This window comes from Saccharothrix sp. 6-C, from assembly GCF_016695385.1.
GTDB classification, from domain to species: Bacteria; Actinomycetota; Actinomycetes; order Mycobacteriales; family Pseudonocardiaceae; genus Actinosynnema; species Actinosynnema texasense.
Genome location: NZ_CP064192.1, coordinates 3384294 through 3405312, shown reverse-complemented (window position 1 = coordinate 3405312; position 21019 = coordinate 3384294). Strand labels below are relative to the sequence as shown.

At 72.4% G+C, this 21019-nt stretch carries 12 protein-coding genes; 6 read left to right on the top strand and 6 right to left on the bottom strand.

The features are described 5' to 3' along the window. Positions 1–9: 9 nt before the first annotated feature. Positions 10–1392 carry an ABC transporter substrate-binding protein gene (locus tag IOD16_RS14655; RefSeq protein WP_201440499.1) on the bottom strand — a complete coding sequence of 461 codons (1383 nt, stop codon included), beginning with the start codon at positions 1390–1392 and terminating at the stop codon, positions 10–12. Between the two features lie 19 nt (positions 1393–1411). Beyond that, positions 1412–3031, bottom strand: coding sequence for a glycoside hydrolase family 13 protein (locus tag IOD16_RS14650; protein WP_201441369.1), 1620 nt, complete (start codon positions 3029–3031; stop codon positions 1412–1414). Positions 3032–3204: 173 nt separating this feature from the next. On the opposite strand from IOD16_RS14650, the gene IOD16_RS14645 reads away from it, so the two are divergent. Then, positions 3205–4242, top strand: coding sequence for a LacI family DNA-binding transcriptional regulator (locus tag IOD16_RS14645; protein WP_201440498.1), 1038 nt, complete (start codon positions 3205–3207; stop codon positions 4240–4242). A gap of 712 nt (positions 4243–4954) precedes the next feature. Next, complete coding sequence (locus tag IOD16_RS14640; protein ID WP_201440497.1) at positions 4955–5713, top strand: GAF and ANTAR domain-containing protein; 759 nt, start codon at positions 4955–4957, stop codon at positions 5711–5713. Between the two features lie 893 nt (positions 5714–6606). On the opposite strand, the gene IOD16_RS14635 is transcribed toward IOD16_RS14640, so the two are convergent. Further along, positions 6607–7002, bottom strand: coding sequence for an ATP-binding protein (locus IOD16_RS14635; RefSeq protein WP_201440496.1), 396 nt, complete (start codon positions 7000–7002; stop codon positions 6607–6609). Positions 7003–7218: 216 nt separating this feature from the next. On the opposite strand from IOD16_RS14635, the gene IOD16_RS14630 reads away from it, so the two are divergent. Next, positions 7219–7602, top strand: a complete 384-nt coding sequence (locus IOD16_RS14630; protein ID WP_201440495.1) for an ATP-binding protein — start codon at positions 7219–7221, stop codon at positions 7600–7602. Positions 7603–8391: 789 nt separating this feature from the next. Here IOD16_RS14630 and IOD16_RS14625 read toward each other — a convergent pair. Together IOD16_RS14625 and IOD16_RS14620 are read right to left on the bottom strand one after the other, a co-directional pair. Next, on the bottom strand, positions 8392–8784 hold the full coding sequence (locus tag IOD16_RS14625; RefSeq protein WP_201440494.1) for a DUF6114 domain-containing protein: 393 nt from the start codon (positions 8782–8784) through the stop codon (positions 8392–8394). Next, positions 8781–9314: a DUF6230 family protein gene (locus IOD16_RS14620; RefSeq protein WP_123741254.1), complete on the bottom strand. Its 534-nt coding sequence runs from the start codon at positions 9312–9314 to the stop codon at positions 8781–8783. The genes IOD16_RS14625 and IOD16_RS14620 overlap by 4 nt, the downstream gene beginning before the upstream one ends. A gap of 474 nt (positions 9315–9788) precedes the next feature. Here IOD16_RS14620 and IOD16_RS14615 point away from each other — a divergent pair. The 3 genes from IOD16_RS14615 (at position 9789) to IOD16_RS14605 (ending at position 13057) form a co-directional block, all read left to right on the top strand. Further along, positions 9789–10612 (top strand): IS5 family transposase gene (locus tag IOD16_RS14615; RefSeq protein WP_201441368.1). Its coding sequence is split into 2 segments (ribosomal slippage): positions 9789–10143 and positions 10143–10612, totalling 825 coding nucleotides; the frame shifts between segments, so codons are not numbered across the junction. Between the two features lie 49 nt (positions 10613–10661). Then, positions 10662–11783 carry an SDR family oxidoreductase gene (locus IOD16_RS14610; protein WP_201440493.1) on the top strand — a complete coding sequence of 374 codons (1122 nt, stop codon included), beginning with the start codon at positions 10662–10664 and terminating at the stop codon, positions 11781–11783. After that, complete coding sequence (locus IOD16_RS14605) at positions 11780–13057, top strand: wax ester/triacylglycerol synthase domain-containing protein (protein WP_201440492.1); 1278 nt, start codon at positions 11780–11782, stop codon at positions 13055–13057. The genes IOD16_RS14610 and IOD16_RS14605 overlap by 4 nt, the downstream gene beginning before the upstream one ends. Positions 13058–13122: 65 nt before the next feature. Here the strand turns inward: IOD16_RS14605 and IOD16_RS14600 are convergent, their stop codons facing one another. Further along, positions 13123–20418, bottom strand: a complete 7296-nt coding sequence (locus IOD16_RS14600) for a type I polyketide synthase (RefSeq protein ID WP_201440491.1) — start codon at positions 20416–20418, stop codon at positions 13123–13125. Between the last annotated feature and the right edge of the window lie 601 nt (positions 20419–21019).

Sequence of the window (21019 nt, the reverse complement as noted above, 5' to 3'; positions counted from 1 at the left end):
ACGGCCACGTCAGCCCCGGCCGATCTGGGCCTGCACCTCGGCGTCGGCCTCGGCCAGCAGGGCGGGCACGTCTGCGGCCTGGTCGGTGAGCAGTGCCTGCACCGTCCGGTCCAGGATCTTGTAGACGTCCTGGGTGGACCGGGTCGGCTCGGTGACCAGCGGCTGGTCGAACATCTTCGCCGTGTACGGCGTCATCTGGTCCAACGGCACGTTGACGTACTGCTTGGTCCACTCCTGTTGCTTGTCGTAGGTCGCACGGTCCACCACGGGCAGAGCCGGCACGCCGACGGGCTGGTTGGTCTCGGCCAGCGTCTTGGCGTCGGCGACGGCCGCCTCCTGGTCGGTCAGCTTGCCCATGTAGTAGAAGTCGATCCACTTGACGGCGGCTTCCTTGCTGCGCTCGCCGATCTTCGGGCTCACCACGGCCAGCGTGCCGCCGCCGAGCACGCCCGCGTCCGGCTCGTCCGCCAGCGGCAGGGCGGCGACCCCGTAGTCGGCGGCCTTGAGGCCGTTCTGGGTGACGAGGTTGCCGTAGTTGCCGCCGCCGGAGACGTACATGCCGATGCGGCCCGCGGCGAAGTCCTGGTTGATGCCGGCCCAGTCGTAGAGGAAGTTCGCGCCCATGCTGTTGTCCTCCCAGCGCATGGCTCGCACGGTGTCGAGCACCTCGGTCATCTCCGGGGTGTCCACGGTGGCCTCGGCCTGGTCGCCGGTGATCTTCTCGATGCGGCCGCCGAAGGCGTAGTCGAGCGTGGTCAGGATCCAGCCGCCGGTGTTGCCCGAGGTCATCTGGGCGTAGCCGGTCTGGCCGGTGCGCTCGGTGATCTGCTTGGCCGCGGAACGCACCTCGGCCCACGTCGTGGGCGGCTTGTCCGGGTCCAGCCCGGCCTGGGTGAACAACGTGCGGTTGTAGTGCAGCGCCTGTCCGTAGGCGGCGATCGGCACCGCCCACTGCCTGCCGTCCGCCGCCTGCCCGGCCTTGGCGATGTTCGGGTTCAGCGAGGAGGAGTAGGGCAGCTTGGCGACCTGCTCGCTGACATCGGCGATCTGCTTGCGCTCGATCAGGCCGCGGCCATCGGTGAACGGCACGGTGAACACGTCGGGGATGGTGCCGCCGGCGAGCTGGGCGGTGAACGACGCGGCGGTCCAGGTGTACTCCTGGGTGCGGACGTCGACATCGGCGTTCGCGGCCTCGAACTGCTCGGCGCGCTTGGTGAACGCGTCGATCGCGGCCTTCTCCAGGCCCGAGTCCATCGCGACGGTGATGACGACCTTGCCGTCGGCGCCCACCTGGTCGTCGGGATCGGAGCCGCACGCGGTCAGGACCAAGGGCAGCACGATCGCCGCGGTCGCGAGTCTGGTCAGCAGTGGCCTTGCGGCGGAGGACTTCATCGTCTTTCCTTCGTGTCGATCAGGCGCGCAGCCAGGCGGCGGCGTCAGCGGGCAGGTGGTCACCGTCGAGGTCGACGCTGGTCAGCAGCACCTCGTGGTGGTCGGGCAGCGGCACCGGCGCGGTGCCGAGGTTGACGACGCACACGACGTCGTCGCGGGTGAAGGCCAGCACGTCCTCGGTGCTGTCCGACCAGGAGAAGCGCTCCCCGCGCAACCCGGGTTCGGACCGGCGCAGGGCCAGGGCGGCCCGGTAGAGCGCCAGCGTGGAACGCGGGTCCCGGTCCTGCGCCTCCACCGAGCGCTCGCCCCACCCGAAGGCCGGCTGCGGCAGCCAGGCAGGGGCGCCCGACCCGTCCGGGCTGAACCCGAACGAGTGACCTGAGCGGGTCCACGGCAACGGCACGCGGCACCCGTCGCGCCCCGGGTCGGTGCCTCCGGAGCGGAAGTGCATGGGGTCCTGCAACGCCTCCAGTGGTAGGTCCTCCACCTCGGGCAGACCCAGCTCGTCACCCTGGTAGACGTACAGCGCGCCGGGCAGCGCCGCGGTCAGCAGCGCCGCCGCGCGAGCTCGCCGCTCTCCCAGCTCCAGGTCGGTCGGTGTGCCGAACCGCTTGGTGGCGAAGGAGAACGAGCTGTCCTCACGGCCGTACCGGGTGACCGGGCGGGTGACGTCGTGGTTGGACAGCACCCACGTGGGCGGCGCGCCGACCGGGGCGTGGGCGTCCAAGGTGGACTGGATCGACTCGCGCAGCTGCTTGGCCTCCCACGGGCGTCCCATGAAGTCGAAGTTGAACGCCGAGTGCATCTCGTCGGGACGCAGGTAGCGGGCGAAGCGCTGCTGGTCGTCCAGCCATATCTCCCCCACCAGGACGCGCGGCTCGTCGTAGGAGTCGGCCACCGCGCGCCAGCCCCGGTAGATGTCGTGCAGCTCGTCGCGGTCGATGAACGGGTGCCCGCCCGGTTCGTAGGTCTGCCGCACCTCGGGCAGCGCCGGGTCCTTGACCGGCATCGACGCCGAGTCGACCCGGATGCCCGCCACGCCTCGGTCGAACCAGAACCGCAGCACGTCCTCGTGCTCGCGCCGCACGTCCGGGTGGTTCCAGTTCAGGTCGGGCTGCTCGGGGGCGAACAGGTGCAGGTACCACTGGCCGTCCGGCACCCGCGTCCACGTGCCGCCCGCGAAGCTCGACACCCAGTCCGTCGGCGGCAGCCCGCCGTCCGCGCCGCGGCCCTCGCGGAACCAGAAGCGCTCCCGCTCCGGAGAACCGGGTCCGGCCGCCAGCGCCGCCTTGAACCACTCGTGCTCACTGGAAACGTGGTTCGGGACGACGTCGACGATCGTGCGGATGCCCATCCCGGCGGCCTCGGCGATCAGCGCCTCGGCGTCGGCCAGCGTGCCGAACGCCGGGTCGATGGCCCGGTAGTCGGCCACGTCGTAACCGCCGTCGGCCAGCGGCGAGGCGTACCACGGGGTGAACCAGATCGCGTCCACACCCAGGTCGCGCAGGTACGCCAGCCTGCCGCGGACGCCGTTGAGGTCGCCGGTGCCGTTGCCGTCGGAGTCGGCGAAGCTGCGCGGGTAGATCTGGTAGATCACCGCGTCCCGCCACCACTGCCGGTGCCCCGCCGGGCTGCCCATCGTCACGATCTCTCCCCCTCATTGCCGCTCACGGCGCACCCCAAATGAACCGAACGTCGCCGGTCAGAGTCGGTTTAGCGCTATATCAAGTGGTGTGGGACACTAACCGCGCCGCAGCGCAGGTGTCAACGACCAGTCCGTGTTCTGCGGAGGCGAGAGGAGAGATCAGACCGGTGCGGGTGACCCTGAAGGACATCGCCAGGGCGGCGGGCGTGAGCATCATGACGGTGTCGAACGTGATCAACGGCAAGCACGCTCGCGTGTCGACCGACACCGTCGAGCGGGTGCGCCGGATCGTCGCCGAGCTCGGCTACGTGCCCAACGGTTCCGCACGCAGCCTGGCCGCCAACAGCTCGCGCCTCGTCGGGCTGCTCGTGCCCGCCGCGAGCGAGGCCAGCCTCGCCATCTCCCCGCACAACATCGCCATCGTCGGTCACATCGAGCGCCGACTGCGCAAGAGCGGCTACCACCTGCTGCTGCGCGGGGTGTCCGACACCGACGAGATCGGCGAGGCCCTGCGGTCCTGGAGCCTGGACGGAGCCGTGCTGCTCGGCTTCCTCGACGAGGAGGTCGACCGCCTGGACCGCCGGGTCACCGGAGCGACACCGGTGCTGGCCATCGACAGCTACTCCGACAACCCGTTGACCACCGGGGTGCGGACGGACGACTTCACCGGCGCACACCTGGCCACCTCGCACCTGCTGTCCCTGGGGCATCGTCGGATCGTGTTCGCCGCGCCGTCGTTCACCGAAGTCGGTGTCGTCCACGAACGCTTCCTCGGCTTCCGCGCGGCCCTGCGGGACGCCGGGGCCTCCCCGGAGAACTGTCCGATCGAGACCGTCGACACCACGCACGACGACGGTGTGGAACTGGGCAGGCGCCTGCTCACGAGCCACCCCGAGGCGACCGCGGTGTTCGCCACCGCGGACATCCTCGCGATCGGCATCATCGAGGGCATGCGCGACACCGGCGTTCCCGTGCCGCAACGGGTCTCGGTCGTCGGGTTCGACGACCTGGACATCAGCGCCTACATCACCCCCACGCTCACCACCGTCGCCCAGGACATCGTCGGGAAGGCGACCCACGCCGTCGACCGCCTCCTCGACCTCGCCCGAGGCGGAGGCCACCACACCGCACCGCTGGTCCTCGACGTCCGACTCGTCGTGCGCAACTCCACCGCATCCCCGAGACCAACGGCCGCAGGCCACTGACACCGGCGGCCGCCGATGACCTGGCACGACCGCGTCACGCCGTGGTGGCGTCGATGTTCGGAGACGAGCCTGAAGCGTTCACCAGCGCGTCTCTCCTGCGAGGTACCGGGCCGCATCGGAGGACGAACCCGGCCCCGAAGCGGCCGAGAAGCTGGTTGACGAGCTTCACGACCGTCGCAGGGCGCGTGTTTAACAGGTGAGGTGACGACTCATGGCAGACCGCCTACGGATCGATCCTCCCCTGGTTGCACGAAGTCGGTGATCCTCACCTCGCTGCTCGCCGACGCGGTCGCCGCGGTTGGTCACCGGCAGCACGACCCGCGCGCCGTCACCGTCCTGCTCCTGCCACGGCCGCTGGGTGCGCAGCACCTCTTCGTAAGCGCTGCCCCGCAAGTCGACGCGCTCCGCAGCGACCTCCGACCACTCGGGGCTCCTCCCAACCACACCGCCCACATGCCCGAACACGACGAGACCACCGTGAGTCACGTCCGCGCACGTACGGCTACGAGAACGACACGAGGTGGCACGGCGTCCGCGCTCCCGGTCGGCGCGTGCCCTGCCCATCCGCCGCGGCAGGTCGGGGGAACGTGTGGCCGGGGCATTGCGTTATCTTGACCGCCTGGAGGGTGTTCAGCAGTGCAGCATCCCGGTTACCAGCTCCGCCCGGTCTCGCGGCCGTCGCGCGGAGCGCGGCCTGTCGAGGGGTGCACCGATGACACGTGACCAGGACGTCTCCGTCCGCACATTGGCTTCCGAGCTGGCCCGGATGGGCAGGTTGGTGGAGGACGAGGAGCACGAGGAGGTCGCACGCCGCTTCGTCGAACACCTGGTCCACGCCGTCCCGGACTGTGATCTGGCGCTCCTCGCGGTCGACCGCGGGGGCGAGGTCGACGTGGCCGCGGCCACCGGTCACCCGCCGCTCGACCTCGCCGCGGACCAGGGTGACCCGGTTCGCGAGGCACTGCGCTACCGCGAACCGCGCCGGCTGGGCGACACCACGCAGGACCGCCGCTGGCCGTTGTTCGCCGCACGTCTGGCCGTGCACGGCCACCGGAGCTGCCTGGTGCTGCCCCTGCCCACCCTGCACTCCCCCACCGCCGCCGCGATGCTGGTGTCGCGCGAACCCCACCGGTTCAACGACCACTCCTACGACATCATCCTGCTGATCGCCCTGCACGCCGGCGTCGCCTTGGACAACGTCGAGGTGCTGCACCACAGCAAGCAGATGGTGCGGCACCTGACCACGGCGCTCGACACCCGCCACACCATCGGCCTGGCGCAAGGTCTGCTGATGAGGCACTTCGCCCACGACACCGAGCAGAGCTTCACGCTGCTGCGGAGGGCTTCGCAGCACACCAACCGCAAGCTGCGCGACATCGCCCACGACCTCGTGACCGCTCACGAGTGCGGCGATTTCGACGAGGTACTGGCCCGCCACCGCATCCCCGGACCTGACGGCGTGCCGATGTGACCGGATCGACGCAGGTGGCCGGCGATCGTGCCGGCCGGCGGTGCGCACGCGCTGTCCGTACCGGCGCATCCTCACCGGTCGGCCGCGGAGCACGCGGGGCGGAGCAGGACACGTCCACCTCTCCGCCCAGGACGGCCATCCGACCGGCCACTGCTCGCGAACCAGGTGCTGATCACCACGGAGCAGGTGTTCGAGTGCAGGCACGCGACCTGCGCGAATACCCATTCCTCGACGTCCGGGCCAGCATCGTCGCAGATCGCCCGGAGTCGAACGCGATGCCCCGGTGGCTGGGTGCCGGCGGAGGGATTCGGCGCGCCGAGGGGCGGCCAGCGAGATTCGCCCGTTGCCCTGCCGGAGGTTGCTCGACCGGCGGTCGACGTCCCGGCCCTGCCTGCTTCACCCGCCGTGCAACGGCGGGCAGTGCTGGCGGAGCGGTCGCCGTGGTCACCGGACAAACCCCCGCACCTGCGGTGTACGTCCGCGCAAGCCGGGTAATTGGCGTAGTGCCGAACGAGCGATCGCACGGCGGTAGGGCCGCTTCCAGTGGTCCGGGCCCAGGCAGCACGGAGACGTTGAGCAAACAGCGCCCGTGCTGCCTGGGCATCTCCGGCACCTCGGCGAGCGCCTGGTCAACGCCTTGACCGGCGATTTGGCCCCGAGCCGGCGAGATTCGCGCCGGGCGTGGTGCACATCGCCCGGCGAGCGGCGGCCACATCGCGGCCGTGCGCGGGCGAGCCGGCCTGGGGAAGTCGACTCACTCCCCATCCGTCCACCGGCTCCACCCATGCCCGTCGACGTGGACACCGGTGGTCGACGTCGTCAAGCACACGCCGCCACGACCTCGTGCCACGACGACGGACCGCGCTCGGCCTGAAGACAGGCGGCCGAACGGCTCAGACCAAGCTGACCTCGGCCCAGACCGCTTTCCGGTCACCGTCACGCCGATGTCCCCAGTTGACCGACAGCCGGTTGACCATGAGCAGGCCGCGGCCGTGCTCGGGTGCGTCCAGCCGGCCCAGAACCGGCAGCAGGCTCGAGCTGCCGTCGCCCACCTCGATCCGCACCAGATCACGGTCGGGCAACCGGTACATCCGCAACCGCCGCGGTGCTCGGGCATGACGGTAGGCGTTGCCGACCAACTGCGCGGCGACGACCTGGACGTCCACGAGCCGATCGTCACCGACCCCGCCCACCAGGCCGGCGACCAAACCCATCAGGGCTGCTGTGGCTGGGCGACTGTCGGGCAGGTCGAGATCGACGCTCTTTCGGAGAAGATCGACAGTGTTCACTGCACGCCCTCGATGCCTGTGGCCTCACAAGGCACAGATACGACACCCTATACCCGCTCCGACGGACCGGTCGTCACCACGACGACACGAGCCGCCGGGGTCGGTGTGGAGATGGGGCTGCCCGGGTAGGTCGAGGCAATGAGTGCGATCGGGCAGGTTGGTCCCAAGGCGCAGGGTGACGGACACGGGGGCGAACAGGGTCGGCTGGTGTTGAGCATGGACCTGCCGGTCTCGCGGACGCCGTCACGAGAGCTGCGACGGTGGGTGCGGGCGGCGTTGTACCAGGAGGACGAGGACTGCGCGGAGAAGGCCTGGTTGGTCCTCGCGGAGCTGACGGCCAACGCCCACGACCACGGGCGGTCCCCGGCCGTGGTCAGGGTCTGGGGGTCGACGGCCTCGTCGGCGGTGCGGATCGAGGTCGAGGACGCGGGCCGCGAGGCGCCCGGCCCAGGATCGTCCCGCTGGGGCGGGAGGCGCGGCTTCGGCCTGGCCCTCGTCGAGGGCTTGGCGCACCGATGGGGTGTCGATGTCCACCCGACGGGCAAGACCGTGTGGGCCGAGCTGGTCGGCCGTTCAACCGGGGCCGAGCCGGTGGGCTGACCCCGGCGCCCCGGTGTCGCGATCCCGTCCTCCGAGCCGTTGGCCACGACCGGCTCCAGCGGCCCGGCCCGATCGCGGGCTGTGGAGTGCTTCGACGCAGTACCGGCGGTTCGAGGTCGTCGGCCCGACGACCGCCCGAGCAGAGCCGTCCAGCCGACGGCCGGACGCCGGTCGCGCGCAGACGCCACGTTCATGCCTGTCGGGCACGGCGCACCACCACCGCGGTTCGACGGTTCGGCGCAGCGTCCGGGCACCCCCACAGGCCGTCGAACCTCGCCGTGCGCACTGCGGGAACGACACGATTGACTGCACCAGCGCCAACCCCGGCAAGACGATCTACGGCAACGACGCCACCACCGGCGCCGATCTCGCCAGGACACCCTCAACGGCGGAGAGTTCCACCGGTGCGTGAACGAGGGTGGCCGGCGCGGCGGTCAACGCCCGAGCGCTCCACGCGATCGGTGCGGTGCGGTGCGGTGCGGTGCGGACGAGGGTGTTCGTCGTCGTGGTGCGAAGCTTGGGGGTTACGACTGCTGCACCCGGGATGGGAGTTTCCGGTGCTGCGGCACGAGGCCGGCGGGCACCGCCGGGACCGGGCATCGGTGGCGGTGGCGGTGGCGGCCCAGGTGCGCTGCGCGGAGGTGGTCACCGGCGGCACCACCGTCCTGATCCTGACCAGCCCGTGGGTGGACGGACTGTTCCAGGGCGCCACCGTCGTCCAGGCCGGCCGCGATCACCACAACGGACGAGCCGCCACCCGAAATGCGCCGGAGCCAAGGGATCGGCGTGTCAGTGCTCGACCGGAAGTACGGCGGAGCTCGGCTCCTCCGGCTCGCAGGTCGGGTCGTCGACCGGGACCCACGACAGTGCCAGCGCTCCGCTCACCACGGCTGCAGCGAAGCCCAGGAGGAAGCCGCCCAGGTTGGCGTGCACCAGGCTCGCCACGCCGACCACGAGGGCCACGACGCCCGCGAAGTGGCGCAGGGCCGGGTTGACCAGCAGCGTGACTCCCGCGACCAGCAGCAGGGCCGCGAACAGCCAGGCCATCGCCGCGCCCGAGCCGGAGAGCACCACCACCCCGGCGGAGAGGCCCACGGCGACGACCAGTTCCACCGCCGCCGCGACGGCGAGCACCCCGGCGGTGAAGGGGCAGGAGCGCCGCCAGTGGCCGAAGCGGCTCACCGCCCGTCGCCGCTCGGTGAGCCCGAGCACCCCTGCGTGCCGTCGCGGTGGCCCAGCTGCAACCCTTCGGCGGCGAACGAGCGTGCCGTCACCGACTCGGCCTTGATGGTCATGCGGCCCAGGACCGCCTTCCCCGCGCGGTGGCCGACCCGGCCGCCGTCCGGATCCGCGCCCCGCCCGACCAGCAACTCGTCGAGGCTGAGCGCGCCGCCGAGGTCGTGCACCTCCAGCACCAGGTCGGTCACGTGCACCTGCCGCGCCCGCAGCTCCGTGGTCATCGCGCCGATCACCGGCAGGTCGACCGTCGAGGTCTGGCACAACCCCGACACCTCCGCCGAGGGCAGGCGCACCACCAACGCCGCCGTCCCGGAGGTGGACACCGAGGGCATGATCTCGAAGCCTTCCGACTCGACCCGGTCGACCGTCAGGGTGATCTGGCCGGCGGTGGCCAGCGACACCCCGATCGCTCCCTGGGCGACACCGGTCAGCACCGCCCCCGACACCAACCCGGCCGGCACCAGCACCGCCACGAAACGCTTCCAGCTCGTGCGCCCTCGGCTACGACCGCGATCCACCGGATCAGACCCCTCAGGTAATCGAGCACGGGACAACGGCCCCGGGTGCCGCGGGCCGGCACCGAACCTAACGGGCGGGGAGGATGACGTGCCATTCCCCGTTGGCATGAAGGACAACCACTTGCGGTGACCGCGGTGCGCAGGCACGAGTCAGCGGGACACCCAGTCGTGGAGCTGTCCACTGTGCACACACGGGGTGACGTGACATCCCTGCCTCACAGGCATCCGCGTCCACTGTCGGGCTCGGCGATCACGCTGGAACTGGGCGTGGAGCCCGAGGAGTACTGCACCGTAACCCTTTGGCGTGTCACTCGAAGGTGGCGCGCAGCTTGCCGGTGCTTGATCGTCCTGATTTAGAACTCCTAACAGAATGATCTTGGGTATGCTGTGATCTTGTCGGATGTGGTGTTGGTCCGGTGGGAGGTTGGTGTGGCCCGGCGTCGGCCTTGGGAGGTCGAGGACGAGCTGTGGGAGTTGATCGAACCGCTGTTGCCGAAGGTCGAGCGGCGGTTCCGGTATCCCGGTCGTAGGCGGTTGGACGATCGCAAGGCGTTGTGCGGCATCCTGTTCGTGCTCTACACGGGCATCCAGTGGGAGTTCCTGCCCCAGGAGCTGGGCTACGGGTCGGGCATGACGTGTTGGCGGCGGTTGCGGGACTGGAACGCCGCAGGGGTGTGGTCCCGGCTGCACGAGCTGCTGTTGGCGAGGTTGCAGGCCGCGGGGGCGTTGGACTGGTCTCGGGCGGTGGTGGACTCCTCGTCGATCAGGGCGGTGAAGGGCGGCCCAAAACCGGGCCGAGCCCGGTCGACCGTGCCCGGGCGGGCTCCAAGCACCACGTGATCACCGACGGCGGCGGCGTGCCCTTGGCGGTGACGTTGACCGGCGCGAACCGTAACGACATCACCCAGTTGATGCCGCTGATCCACGCCGTCCCGCCCGTGCGTGGACGGGTGGGACGACCGCGGCGTAGGCCCGGCCGGTTGTTCGCCGACCGGGCCTACGCCCACGACAAGTACCGCCGCCAACTCCGCGCCCAGGGCATCCGGCCGGTCATCGCCCGCCGCGGCGTCGAACACGGCTCGGGTCTGGGCGTCCACCGCTGGGTGGTCGAACAGACCCTCGCGCTGCTGCACTGGTTCCGCCGCCTGCGCGTCCGCTGGGAGATCCGCGACGACATCCACGAGGCCTTCCTCAGCATCGCCTGCTCGATCATCTGCTGGCGACGCCTCCAACGCCACCACTCATTGCGTTAGGAGTTCTAAGTCCGCAGTCGGTCAACCGAAGGTCACGAGAGGCTGTCCCATGCGCGTTGCGCTCACCGGTGCCACGGGTTTCCTCGGTACCCGGCTCGTGCGCGAGCTGCTGTCCCGGCACGAGGCGATCACGATCCTCACCCGCGCGGGGGGCGCCGACCCGGTCGACCGGATAGCACGTGCGCTGCACGCCGTCGGCACACCCGAACCGCGCCTCGCGGAGCGCCTGCGGGTCGTCGGGATCGAGCTTTCCCGGCCCGACCTGGGACTGTCCGCCGCCGCCTTCCGGGAGCTGGCCGACGGCCTCGACGCCGTGTGGCACTGCGCGGGCGACATCGACCTGGAAGCGAACCTCTCCCGGGTTCGCGCGGTCAACGTCGAAGGCACCCGGAACGTGCTCGCCCTGGCCGCCGCCGGCCGCCGCGACCCCTTGTTCTGCTACATCAGCACCGCCTTCGTGGCCGGTGGGCGCCGCACCGGGGTGGTGTACGAGGACGACCTCGACGGCTCCTGGGGCTTCGAGAACGCCTACGAGCAGTCCAAGTACGAAGCCGAGCTGCTCGTGCACTCCTGGGCCACCGCCCACCGCCGCCCGGCCGTCGTGCTGCGGCCCAGCATCCTGGTCGACGACCGTCCGCCCCGACCGGAGCTGCCCGCCCACCCGCTCCAGGCGGTCACCCGCGCCATCGAGGCGATCCTGAAGCAGGCCACCCCGCTCGACAAGGTGCTCCTGGCCTCGGCCAAGGGCCCGATCCGCCTGCCCGGCGCGCCCTCCGCCCACCTGAACCTCATCCCGGTCGACGACGCGGCGGCGGCCATGGTCGAGCTGGCTCAGGCCCGACGCGACCGCGGTGTGGACACCTACCACGTGGTCCACCACCGCGACGTCACGGTGGCCGACGTCCAGCACGCGCTGCGCGACCTCTCCCGCACCCGTTTCACCCTCGTCCAGGAGAAACCCGTCCGCATGACCAAGCTGGAAGCCAAGTTGCACGCGGCCATGCCGTCCGTGACGTCGGGGTTCCTGCCCTACCTGGCGCACCGGCGCCGCTACGACGACACCCACGTGCGCAAGGTGCTCGGCACGTCCGCAAGCACCACGCCGATCGGCGCCGGCTACCTGTTGTCCGGTCTGCGCGACGGCTCCCGGCCTGCCGGGGTCGCCCGATGACGCCCCCGGGCAGGCCGCTCACCGGTCTGGAGGCCGGCTTCTTCGCCTACGGCTCGCGCCCGACGCCGATCAACCTGCAGATCGGGGGGCTGGTCCTGTTCACCGGAACGCCGCCCGGCGTCGACGAAGGTCGGCGCTTCGTGCTGGCCTGGCCCGACGCCGTGCCCGCGTTGGGGCTGGTGCCGCACTTCGAGGGGCGGCGGTCGCGGTGGCTGGTCCGCCCGGAGCTCGACCCCGATCGGCAGGGCGGGGTGTGGGAGGCCCCGCCGGGCGGGTTGCGGGCCGCGGTGGACTCCCTCATGGCCGAGGAGCCGCCGCCGGACATCCCGCCGTGGCAGTGCTGGCTCATCCGGGGGTACGCCGAGGGTGAGTGGGCCGTGCTGGTGAAGGCCCACCACGCCCTGCTCGACGGCGCCTCGCTGGTCCAGCTCGCCTGCCGGGTGCTGGGGGGCACGTCGGCGGAGGAGCGCCGACACCGACCTCGGCGGCGCGGGCGGGCGGGCGACCTCGTCCGCGTCGCTCGCGGCCTGCTGCGCTACGTGCTGCGGTTCCTGCCGGTCGCGACCGGTGCGTTCGCCTTCGAGGGCACCGGTGCGCGGCGCTTCGAGTGGACCACGGTCCCCCTGGCGACGTTGCGCGGGGTGGCCGACCGCCACGGGTGCACGGTGAACGACGTGTTCCTGGCCGCGCTGACCACCGTCCTGCGCGAGTGGCCGCACACGCCGTGGCGCCGCGGTCCGCGACCGGTCTGGACGCTGGTCCCCGCCGACCTGCACGAGCGCGACGGCGACGACGAGCCGGCGGCCAAGGTGGTCAACCTGAGGGTGGCGCTGCCGTGCCACGAACCCGATGCCCGCCGCCGGTTGCGGGCGGTGGCCCGCGCGACGGCGATCAGCAAGCGCAGCGGCCACATCGCCACGGGGGCGGCCGGGTCCCGGGCGCTGCCGGTCTGGTTGGTCAGCGCCATCCTGCGGCTCACGTTCTCGCGGTGGCACATCGACCTGCTCGCCAGCAACGTGCGCGGGTCGCGGCGGGCGTTGGCCTACGAGGGCACGCCCATGACGGGGATGGTGCCGCTGGGCTTCATCCCGCGCGGGCACCCCCTCGGGGCGTTCCTGGTGTCGTACTCCGGCCAGGCTTGCATCGGGTTCGCCGTCGACCCGGCGCTGCCCGGCGGGGACGCGTTGTGCCGGCTGTGGGAACCGGCTGTGCAGGAACTGGACGAACTCGACGTCGTCGGGACCGACCGGGAGCCGGAGGAAGCGCTCGACTGAGGAACCGGGAAGTCGAAGACGGGAAGCGCCCGGCGGCCACACCGCCGGGCGCTTCCGCGTCAGGGTCAGAGCGCGCGTTCCGCCGCGGCCATCCGGATCAGGTGGTCCAGGGCCGGCTCGGCCATCGCCGAGATCCGACCGCCGGTCTGCATCAGTTCCATGGGTGACACCTGGTACTGGAACCGGTGGCGCAGCACCACCAGCAGTTCCATGCCCATCAACGAGTCCACGCCCAGTTCGCTGAGCGTCTTGGTTCGGTCGACGCGGTCGGGCGTGGTCTGCATGATCGCGGCCAACTCGGTGACCAGCACGTCCTCGATCAGCTGCAACGCCTCGGCGCGGGGGAAGTCGTCGATGCGGCGCAGGAGGTCGCGCAGCTCCTGCCCGCTCTCACCGCCGTCCTCGGGCAGCAGCCCCGCCAGCCGCGGCGTGGCGGACGCCGACAGCACCGCGGCGGCCTGCTCGAACCGGAAGTCGCCCACGGCCACGACGTCGGCTTCCGGCACGCACAGCAGGTCTTCCAGGACGTCCAACGCCTGGTCGGAGTGGCACGGTGCGAGGCCGAGCTTGGCCAACTGCTCGCCCATCGCCTCGCGCGCCACGTACCCGGTGTCGGCGATCGCTCCCCACTGCACGGCCAGCGCGGGCCGCCCGCGCCGCCGGCGCGCCCTGGTCAGCGCCTCCAGGAACAGGTTGCCGGCGACGTAGTTGGCCTGCTTGAAGTTGCCGACCAGCGCGGCGCCGGAGGAGTACAGGACGAAGAAGTCCAGCTCCAGCCCGTCGGTCAGGTCGTCCAGGACGAGCGCGCCGCGCAGCTTGGGGTCCAACGCGGTGTGGAACGCGTTGTCGTCCAAGTCTTCCAGCGGCCGGTCGTCCAGCACCATCGCGGCGTGCACGACACCGCGCAACGGGTGGTCCGGGGGGATCGAGCCGAGCACCGCCGCCATGGCCGAGCGGTCGGTCACGTCGGCCGCGTGGGCGTCCACCCGGACGCCCCGGGCGGTGAGCTCCTCGACCAGGTCCCGGGCTTCCTCCGTCGCCGGGCCGCGCCGGCCGACCAGCACCAGCCGCCGGGCGCCCCGGTCGACCAGCCGGCGCGCGGTCGCCGCGCCGAACCCGCTCAACCCCCCGACGACCAGGTAGGTCGCCCCAGGGTCGAGCGCGAGCCGGCCGGGCGTCCGCTCGACGGGCACGGCCTCGTCGAACGACACGACGACCTTGCCGATGTGGCGGGAGTGCTGCATCAGCTTGAAGGCTTCGTCGATGCGCGTCACCGGGTAGACCCGGTGCGGCAGGGGCGTGTACTCCCCCGCGGTGACGGCGGCGAACACCTCCTCGGCGCACCGCACGGCCCAGTCGCGGTCGTGGGAGGCCAGGTTGGCGATGTCGACGGCGAACAGGCTGATGTTGTCGGCCAGCGGTCGCATGGCCAGCCGGGAGTCCTGGTAGATGTCCCGCTTGCCGATCTCGACGAACCTGCCGCACGGCGCCAGCACCTCCAAGCCGCGGACCAGTGCCTCGCCGCTGAGGGAGTTGAGCACGATGTCCACGCCGCGCCCGCCGGTAATCCGCAGGACGTCGTCGGCGAACTTCACGCTGCGGGAGTCCACGACGTGGTCGACCCCGATCGCGCGCAGGTAGTCGCGCTTGAGCTCCGAGCCGGCGGTGGCGATCACCGTGGCCCCGGTCCGGCGGGCCAGCCCGACCGCGGCGATCCCGACGCCGCCCGCCGCGCCGTGCACCAGCACCGTCTCCCCCGCCCGCAGTCGCGCCAGCGCGCGCAGGCCGTGGTGCACGGTGATCCAGGCGACCGGCATCGTGGCGGCCTCGGTGCAGGACATGCCGTCGGGCACCGGGGCGAGCTGCTCCACCCGCGTGAGCACGTGCGAGGCGAACGCCCCGGGCGCCATGCCGAAGACCCGGTCGCCGGGCCGCACGGCGGACACGTCCGGCCCGACGGCGGTGACCACGCCCGCGAACTCCAACCCCAGCGTCGACGCCGAGTCGATGCCCGCCCCCGCCTCCGCGGCCGGGGGCAGCAGCCCCGTGGCCACCATGATGTCGCGGTAGTTCAGGGCCGCCGCCGCCACCCGCACCACCACCTGCCCGGCACCGGGTTCCGGGACCTCCTGCTCGACCCACGTCAGCCGGTAGAACAGGCTCGGTTCGCGGACGACCAGGCGCGCGGACGCCGCGTCCGCGCGGGTCGGGGTGCGGGCGGGCACCGTCCTGGGGACGAAGCGGCCCGACGCGGTGAGCACGACCTCGTCCTCGTCGGAGGGGTCGAGCAGTTCGGCGACGAGCCGCCCGGCGGAGGCGGCGGGGTCGTCGCCGTGGTCCCAGGAGACGCGCCGCACGGCCACGGAGCGGTTCTCGTTGCCCAAGGTCCGGGCGGTCCCCCAGGTGGCGGCGTCCACCGGGTCGTCGGGCGACTCGGGGGCGGGCAGGGCTCCCGAGGGCCGCGCCACCACCCACAGCGGCAACGGCTCGGCGTCGTCGCGACGGGTGGCGGCGGCGCCGATCCCCCGCAGGACCGCCGCGGCGCGCACGGCACGGTCCGCGGCATCACCGGCCGCGCCCCCGAGCACGACGGCGACACCGTCGGCGTCGACCAGGACCGCCTCCCAGTCGGGGACGTCGGCGGTCACCGCCGTGGTGTCGGCTCCTGCCCCGCGCAGGGCCGCCACGACGGCGTCCGCGCGTTCCCGGTCCTCCGGGTCGTCGAGCACGACGACCCACCGCGCCGTCGTCGTCGGCACGGTGGGGGTGGCGGCGGTGTCGCCGACGGCGGCGGTCAGGACGGAGAACCCGGTCCGTTCGCCGTCCTCGGCCACGTCGACCCGGTCGAACCCGCCGGTGCGCAGCAACTCCGGCCACTCGGCCACAGGGACCAACGGCGAGTCCGGCCGCGACGAGACGTCGCTGTAGGACCAGAAACCGCGCGAAAGCCCCGAGGTCAGCGCCAGCATCGCCACGTCGTGCGACTCCACGGCGATCAGGCGTCCGCCGGGGCACAGCAGCCGCGCGACACGGCCCACGGCGGCGCGCAAGTCGGTCGCCGCGTGCAGCGCGTTGGCCGCGATCACCAGGTCGAACCCGCCGTCGGGGAACTCCCGCGGGTCCGGGTCCGTGTCCAGGTCGAACGTCCGGTACTCCACGAAGTCCCAGGAGCCGAACCTGGTCCGGGCCCCGGTGAGGCAACCGGCGGACACGTCGCTGAACACGTACCGCGTGCGGTCGGCGGGCAGCACCGGGAGCACGAACCCCGTGGTGCCGCCGGTGCCCGCGCCGACCTCCAGGACGCGCAGCGGACGGTCGGCGGGCCAGCGTTGCACGATGGCGCGCACCGACTCCCGGACCGCTTCGTTGTAGCTCGCGGCGACGGGGTTGAGGTCGTGGAAGTAGGCGGTGGCCTCGGTGTCGCCGAGCACGAGGTCCTCCAGGTCCACCCGGCCGCACAGGACGTCCACGAGGTTCAGGCCGCACCCGAGGTGCAGGGCCAGGAGCGCCGCGGCCTCGGGGAACTCGGCGTGCCGGCGGGCGAACCCCTCCAGGTCGGGGGACCCGATCAGGTGCCAGACCGGACCGTCGGCGCGGACCCGGCCGTGTGCCGAAGCCGAGCGCAGCAGCACGTCGACCAGCCGCCGGTACTCGGGCAGCACGCCGGCGGCCAGCAGGTCGTCGGTGGTGAAGGCGACCCGGCCGGGCAGCAGCGACTCGACGGCCGCCACCGCGAACCGGGCCCCGGCCTCGGTCGCCATGCCGCGCACGGCGGCGTGGCAGGGGGCAGGGGTCACGGTGACCGGGGGCAGTGCCGGCACCGGCCACGGCCCGACCTGCTCGCCCGGGCGCGGGGCGGCGCGCAGCACGGTTTCCAGTCGCTGGACGCCTGCTCGCAGCACCGCGCCGAACGACTGGAGCCGGCACCCGGTCAGCTCGACGGCCACCTCGCCGTCGGCGTCGAGCACGCTGATGTCCCAGCACGCCTCGCGCGCGGTGTGGGAGCGGACCTGGACCCGGATGCGCCCGTGCGCGGTGGGTTGCCGCCACCGTCGGACACGGTCCACAGAGGACGGTAGGTATGCCCGGCTGTCGGGCGTGTCGAGCCGCAGCAGCGGGATGCCCGCCTGAAGAGCCAGGTCCAGCAGCGCCGGGTGGACCTCGTGGTCGTCGCAGGAGAGCGGGAACTCGTAGTCCGCCCACGCCTCGCCGGGTCGGACGCGGATCTCGCGCAGCCCCCGGAACGCCGGGCCGTAGCTGATGCCGGCCCGGTCGCAGGCGGTGTAGTGCTCGGCGGCGGGCACGTGGTCGGCGGGTTCGGCGGGCTCCCGGGGCGCCACCGGGGCGTCGGCGACCAGGCGGCGGACGCGGCCCCGGGCGTGCAGAGTCCAGTCACCGTCGTCACCCTGGCGGGAGGCCACCCGAAACAGGCCGTCCTCGTCGGACAGCGACACCTGGGTCCGGACGTCCATGGTCGGCAGCCACGACAGCGCCAGCGCGCGGGTGATGTCCAGGCCGGTCACCTCCACCCGGTCGCCCAGCACCCGGCGGCCGGCGGCCAGCGCCATCTCGACGTACCCGGTCGCGGGCACCACGACCGACCCGCCGACGCGGTGGTCGGCCATCCACGGCGTGCGGGCGGGCTCTACGGCGGCGAACCAGATCGGCTCCAACGCGGGCATCCGCTCCCCCAGCAGCGGGTGGTCGAGACGCCCGGTGCCGCTGGTGCGCACCCACGCCTCGGGCACGCCCTTCCAGTGCTCCTCGCGCTGCCACGGGTAGGTGGGGAGGTCGCAGACCCGGCCGCGGTCGGGGAAGTACCGGCTCCACCGCAGGGCGCCGCCCGCGGCCGACACACCGGCGACCACCCGCTCCGCCAACGCCCGCCCGGTGCCACCCCGGTTGAGGGTCGCCACCGTCTTGAGCGGTTCACCGCCGGTGCGGCGCAGGTAGCCGGTGAGCACCGGGTGCGGGCCGATCTCCACCACCACGCCGATGCCCTGTTCCGCGAGCGCCGACGCGGCCTGGTGGAACAGCACCGGCTGCCGGACGTTGCGCCACCAGTAGTCGGCGTCCAGCTCCCCCGCCCGCACCGGCATCCCGGTCACGGTGGACAGCATCGGGATCTCGGGCTCGGCGGAGCGCACACCGGCCAGGCCGGTGCGCACCCGGTCCTCGACGGGGTCCATCGCGGGGCTGTGGAACGCGTAGTCCAGGTCCAGCTCCCGGGCGAACACGTCGTTCGCGATCAGCTTCTCCACCAACCGGGTCACCGCGCCCGCGTCGCCGGCGACCGTGACGTCCTGGGCGCTGTTGACCGCCGCCGGCACCAGTTGGCCGGGGAACTCGGCAAGCACCTCCTCGGCCCGCTCGTGGGACAGGCCGACCGCCGCCATGCGACCGGCGCCGGCGGTCCGGGCCTGGGCGAGGCTGCGCTCGGCCACCACCTTCGCGGCGGTGTCCAGGTCCAGCGCGCCGGCCACGCAGGCGGCGGCCACCTCGCCGACACTGTGGCCCAGGACAACGGACGGCACGACTCCCCGCTCGCGCAGCAGCGCGACCAGTCCCCATTGGACGGCGAACAACAGCGGTTGGGCGACGGCGGTGTCGTGCAGCCGGTCCTCGGCCGCGGCCAGCTCCTCGACCACCGACCACCCCAGGTGGGGTGCCAGCGCCGCGTCCACCGCCGTCACGGCCGCGCGGAAGGCCGGTTCGGTCGCCAGCAGGTCACGCCCCATGCCGTACCACTGCGAGCCGTTGCCGGAGAAGGCGAACGCCACCCCGTCGCGGGTGGTCGCCACGTCGAGCGCGGCGGCGACCTCGTGGTCACCGCGCAGCGCCGCGTCGAGCCGGTCGGCCGCCTCCGCCGGATCGGCGGCCACCACGACGACCCGGTGGGCGTCGGGGGTGCGGCGCAGGCAGGTCGTGTAGGCGAGGTCGTAGAACTCCTCCGCCGAAGCCGCGGCGAACCGGTCCCGCACCCGGCCCACCGCCGCCACCAGCGCCTCGCCGGAACGGGCCGAGACCATTACCGGCAGCGCGCCGCCCGGGGTCCGGGGCGGGTCGCCGGCCACGGGCGCGGGCGCGAGGACGGCGTGCGCGTTGGTGCCGCCGAACCCGAAGCTGTTGACCCCGACGACCCCCGGGCCGACCGGCAGCGGCTGTGACACCGGGTGCAGTCCGAGCCCGGCGAAGTCGATCTCCGGGTTGGGCTGTTCGCCGTGCAGCGACGGCGGCACCACCCCGTGGCGGAGCACGAGCATCGCCTTGAACAGGCCCGGCATCCCGGACGCGCTCTCCAGGTGCCCCAGGTTGGTCTTGACGGAGCCGATCGGCAGCGGACCCGCCTGGCGACGGCGGCCCAGCGCCTCGCCGAGGGCGGTGCACTCGACCGGGTCGCCGACGGGCGTGCCGGTGCCGTGCGCCTCCAGGTACACCAGGTCGTCCGCGTCGACCCCGAGCCCGTCGTAGATCCCGCGCAGCAGGTCGGCCTGGGCGTGCGCGCTGGGCATGGCCAGGCCGTTGGTGCGCCCGTCGGTGTTGGTGCCGGTCGCCAGCAGGACGGCGTGCACCCGGTCGCCGTCGGCCAGGGCGTCGGACAGGCGCTTGAGCACCACGAGGCCGCCGCCCTCGGCCCGCACGTACCCGTCGGCGTCGGCGGAGAAGGACCGGCAGCGGAAGGTCGGCGAGAGCATCATCGCCTTGGAGAACCCCACGAAGGTCATGGGGTCGAGCAGGAGGTTGATGCCGCCGGCGAGCGCGAGCGCGCTGCGCCCGCTGCGCACCGCCTCGCACGCCTGGTGCAGCGCGACCATCGCCGACGAGCAGGCGGTGTCCACCACCATGCTGGGACCGCGCAGGTCGAGGGCGTAGGAGAGCCGGTTGGGGATGATCGAGGCCGTGCCGCCGATCATCGAGTGCACGTCGGCGGTGCGCAGGTCGTTCAGCTGGAGGAGACCGTAACCGGCGCCCGACACACCGAGGAACACGGCCGTGTCGGACCCCGCCAACTCCCGCCGGTCCAGGCCCGCGTCGTCCAGGGCCTCGGTGCCCATCTCCAGCAGCATCCGCTGCTGCGGGTCCATCGCCGCCGCCTCGCGCGGGGAGATGCCGAAGTACTCGGCGTCGAACCCCCTGACGTCGGACAGGAAGCCGCCGGCGAACGAGTAGCTCTTGCCCGGGCGCAGCGGGTCCGGGTCGAAGAACCGGTCGGGGTCGAACCTGCCCTCGGGGACCTCCCCGATCAGGTCACGCCCCTCGGACAGGGCGGTCCACAACTGGTCGAGGTCGGCGATGCCGCCGGGTAGCCGGCACGCCGCGCCGACGATCGCCACGGCATCCGTCGGACAGTTCGGACTCATGCGCTGTTCTCCATGTATCGGTGGCTTTCAAGACAGGACCGACCTGGTGCGGTCGCGGGGCGGCAGCCACTCGGACGGGTATGACTCGTCAGCGACTCGACACGAAGGACAAGCGCACCCGGTAACCGCCGTCACGTGCCCCGCACAGGGAATCCGCGGCGCCGAATCCGCACGACGAGCACCCGCGCCGAATCACGTCCGACTGAATTCCTCGAGATGTCGGGATATCGCTCCCGCAGGGGATCGTCGAGGGAGAACTCGGCCGCAGGCGCAGCGCAGACGCAGGCCGCGCGGACAGGCTCCCGGGCGACGCCGTCGAACGCTGCCGCCATGCCCGGCGTCGACGCGTGTGCCAGGAGCACGGATCACCCTGCGGCCCTCCGGGCGGATCAAAGGCGAAGCAAAACGGCCGCGCCCACCACCGCCTTGCAGGCGCCGATTCTGCCGCCTCGAGAGCGCGTCGGCCATTCCCTGATCGGATGACGACGACAGGGCCGCAGGTAGCGCTTCCTCATCGCGAGCGGCAAGTCGCCATCCGACCGGCCGCCCGGTCACTCGACAATTCGACACCGCGCCACTTGCGCAATGCGCTCTTGGTCGG

Bases quoted from the DNA above. Each gene is read 5' to 3' on its own strand.
- IOD16_RS14650 (WP_201441369.1), bottom strand. From the start codon at position 3,031: ATGGGCAGCCCGGCGGGGCACCGGCAGTGGTGGCGGGACGCGGTGATC.
- IOD16_RS14610 (WP_201440493.1), top strand. From the start codon at position 10,662: ATGCGCGTTGCGCTCACCGGTGCCACGGGTTTCCTCGGTACCCGGCTC.
- IOD16_RS14605 (WP_201440492.1), top strand. From the start codon at position 11,780: ATGACGCCCCCGGGCAGGCCGCTCACCGGTCTGGAGGCCGGCTTCTTC.
- IOD16_RS14640 (WP_201440497.1), top strand. From the start codon at position 4,955: ATGACACGTGACCAGGACGTCTCCGTCCGCACATTGGCTTCCGAGCTG.
- IOD16_RS14630 (WP_201440495.1), top strand. From the start codon at position 7,219: ATGGACCTGCCGGTCTCGCGGACGCCGTCACGAGAGCTGCGACGGTGG.
- IOD16_RS14655 (WP_201440499.1), bottom strand. From the start codon at position 1,392: ATGAAGTCCTCCGCCGCAAGGCCACTGCTGACCAGACTCGCGACCGCG.
- IOD16_RS14600 (WP_201440491.1), bottom strand. From the start codon at position 20,418: ATGAGTCCGAACTGTCCGACGGATGCCGTGGCGATCGTCGGCGCGGCG.